This is a genomic window from Halorubrum sp. SP3, assembly GCF_005435195.1.
Taxonomy (GTDB): Archaea; Halobacteriota; Halobacteria; order Halobacteriales; family Haloferacaceae; genus Halorubrum; species Halorubrum sodomense.
Genome location: NZ_SGTU01000431.1, coordinates 1 through 408, shown reverse-complemented (window position 1 = coordinate 408; position 408 = coordinate 1). Strand labels below are relative to the sequence as shown.

Sequence of the window (408 nt, the reverse complement as noted above, 5' to 3'; positions counted from 1 at the left end):
AGAGCGTCTGCCCCTCGAACGGGTTCAGCGTCTGGAAGTAGTACGTCTCGGCGACCGGGAACGCGAACGCGAAGAGGACGTATCCGACGAACATGAACAGGAGGACGAGCCAGAACTGGAGGTATCCCTGTCCCGCGCGGTACAGTGTCCCCGACGCGCAGCCGCCGGCGAGCGTCATCCCGAGCCCGAAGACGAAGCCGCCGATCAGCGACCCGAGGCCCCACGCGGGCGTCCAGAAGCCGCGGAAGTAACCGAACGTCGCCTGAAGGCTCCAGAACACCGTCATCACGGCGATCCCGGCGAGCAGTCCCTTCAGCACGCGGGTGTCTTTGAACGCGACGAAGTCGCGGAAGGCGCTGACGAAACAGAAGCGCGCCTTCTGGAGCAAGATACCGAAGGCGAGACCGA

At 64.7% G+C, this 408-nt stretch carries 1 protein-coding gene; it reads right to left on the bottom strand.

Annotation, left to right across the window (positions count from 1 at the left end):
* A partial coding sequence (locus EXE42_RS17130; protein ID WP_158293785.1) for a YeeE/YedE thiosulfate transporter family protein occupies positions 1-408 on the bottom strand: 408 nt, incomplete at both ends.